4 protein-coding genes are annotated in these 2,051 nt (G+C 44.3%); all 4 read left to right on the top strand.

Annotated features, from left to right (window positions below; all coding sequences use genetic code 11):
• Window positions 1-609, top strand: a 609-nt coding sequence (locus DWW81_RS12985) for a DNA adenine methylase (protein WP_147339007.1), incomplete at its 5' end; no start/stop codon positions are given.
• Window positions 610-613: 4 nt separating this feature from the next.
• Window positions 614-883 (top strand): hypothetical protein, encoded by a 270-nt coding sequence (locus tag DWW81_RS12980; protein WP_117898186.1) that lies wholly within the window; start codon window positions 614-616, stop codon window positions 881-883.
• Window positions 884-1,294: a DUF3846 domain-containing protein gene (locus DWW81_RS12975; RefSeq protein WP_117563482.1), complete on the top strand. Its 411-nt coding sequence runs from the start codon at window positions 884-886 to the stop codon at window positions 1,292-1,294.
• A 47-nt stretch (window positions 1,295-1,341) separates the two neighbouring features.
• The coding region (locus DWW81_RS12970; protein ID WP_181982757.1) for an NlpC/P60 family protein at window positions 1,342-2,051 on the top strand (710 nt) is incomplete at its 3' end.

Raw genomic sequence — 2,051 nt, 5'->3', positions numbered from 1 at the left:
TATGTCCTCGATTCTCGTGAAGATTTCGACTGGATTGCTAGTCTTCATAAGCGAGGTCTGTTCAGCAGATTTCGTGATGTTGACAGGGCGGCGAAGTTTTATCAGCTTATCCGTTACAGCTACGCAAGTGGACTTGACAGCTTCGGCAGTCAGCCGCATTCAATATGGTCGGATTTCCCGATGATAGACTTGGCAGCAAGGAGATTGCAGAAGGTAGTAGTTGAGAATAAAGACTTTGAAAAACTGATACGGCAGTACGACCGCCCTGTCAGCTTTTTTTATTGCGATCCACCGTACTTTGCAACCGAAAACTACTACAAAGACGTTGGTTTTAAAACCAAGGATCATATTAGGCTCAGGGATTCGCTAATGGATATCAAGGGCAAGTTTCTTGTTTCCTACAATGACTGTCCAGAAATCCGTGAGATATGGGATAAGCCTAATATTCACATTGAGGAGATCAGCAGACTGAATAATCTGGCGCAGAGATACGACGGCGGCTGTCAGTATGCGGAGCTGCTCATATCCAATTACGATACAAGCGAGAGATTACAGGCGGTTCGCCAGCTTTCGCTGTTTGACGATGAAACAGACAATTTGGAGGTATAATTTTATGAGAAAGATTATTTTTGCACAGGTACTCACAACCAACGGAACTACCGTATTTTCGGGGCTTTTTGATGAAAACGAAAATCCCGTAAGCGTGGAAACGGAGTGCGATGATAGCGGAGTGACGCTTACGATATGGCGCAATGCTCCTGAAACAGAACGCCGTGACTGCGGTATCTCGGAGGAAGAAATAGAGCGAACATGTTCAATGTATGATGACTGTAACGAGTGTCCACTGTGGGATTATTGCAATGAAGATGAGGAGGTTTTGTAAATGAAAATACTTGTTATTGAGCCTGAAAAAGCGCCGTATGAAAAGGAAATCGGCGATGATATTCACGATATGCAGGCAATAGTCGGAGGGTGTATCGAACCTATATATTTTGAGCCGAAAGAAACTGCGATTGCTTGGTGCAACGATGAATTCCTGCTTAATGGTTCACAGCCTAATCGTATTGTGGGAAATGTTCTTGTACATGGAACTTTCTTTGTTTCAGGAAATTATATGAACGAATACGGCGAATGGGACAGCTGTTCACTTACCGATGATCAGATCAAGAAATATTCCGAAATGTTTGAAACTCCCATTATCGTATTGGAGCAAATGCAGGCTACGGAAATTGAGGTAGAAAATACTCCCGATGAGGAAATGGCGGATGAACCTGAGCCGGAAATAACGATGTAATAAAAAGTAAAGTGTTGTAATTTAAAATCAAAGGAGAAATGCATTTTATGTTTAAAAAATCCAAAATATTAAAGAAGCTTGGCGCAGGGTTTATGGCAGGCCTCTGCGCTTTTTCTATGCTCGGTTCATCTGTGAGCGGAGCGATAACAGCAAATGCCGCAAGTACTTCGACCGAAAACTCTGCGTTTCCGTCTTCCGATACGGTGATCGCAAAGGCGGCAACTTTGCTCGGAACACCGTATACATTTGGGAATAAGGGGTACTGGTACGCATACAATCAGGGACAGTATACTCCTCTGTCGGTGCAGACGATAAATAATCTCGGCATCGACTGTTCGGGACTTGTGTACTATACGCTGACGCAGCTTGGATACAAAACATCGGGATTTTCATGGAACAACCCCGTTCCTGTGGATACCGATCACTGGCTGACAGTCAGCGATAACTGCACAATCACTTATGACGGTGTGACTTCAAAAGTCGATGTTGAAAAGCAGAATATTAAGACCACGGACCGTCCGTATTGGGAGTGTGCCGACGGTTCAAATATTACTCCCGGTTCGGTAGTTGTTGCTGAAAACCCCAGTGGTATCGACCATGCATGGATATATATGGGTGAGTTCGACAGCCGTTCCGATGTTGTTTCATATCTGAAATCAATTGGAGTTTCGGAAAGTCTTATCAATTCCAAAACGGTCGGTGACGGAAAAGGTGCAGGCGGTACTCATTGGAGAATTGAGGCTAACGGCTCTGAGGG

This window comes from Ruminococcus sp. AF17-1AC (genome assembly GCF_003461385.1).
GTDB lineage: Bacteria > Bacillota > Clostridia > Oscillospirales > Ruminococcaceae > Hominimerdicola > Hominimerdicola aceti.
This window is presented reverse-complemented; position numbering and strand designations above follow the sequence as displayed.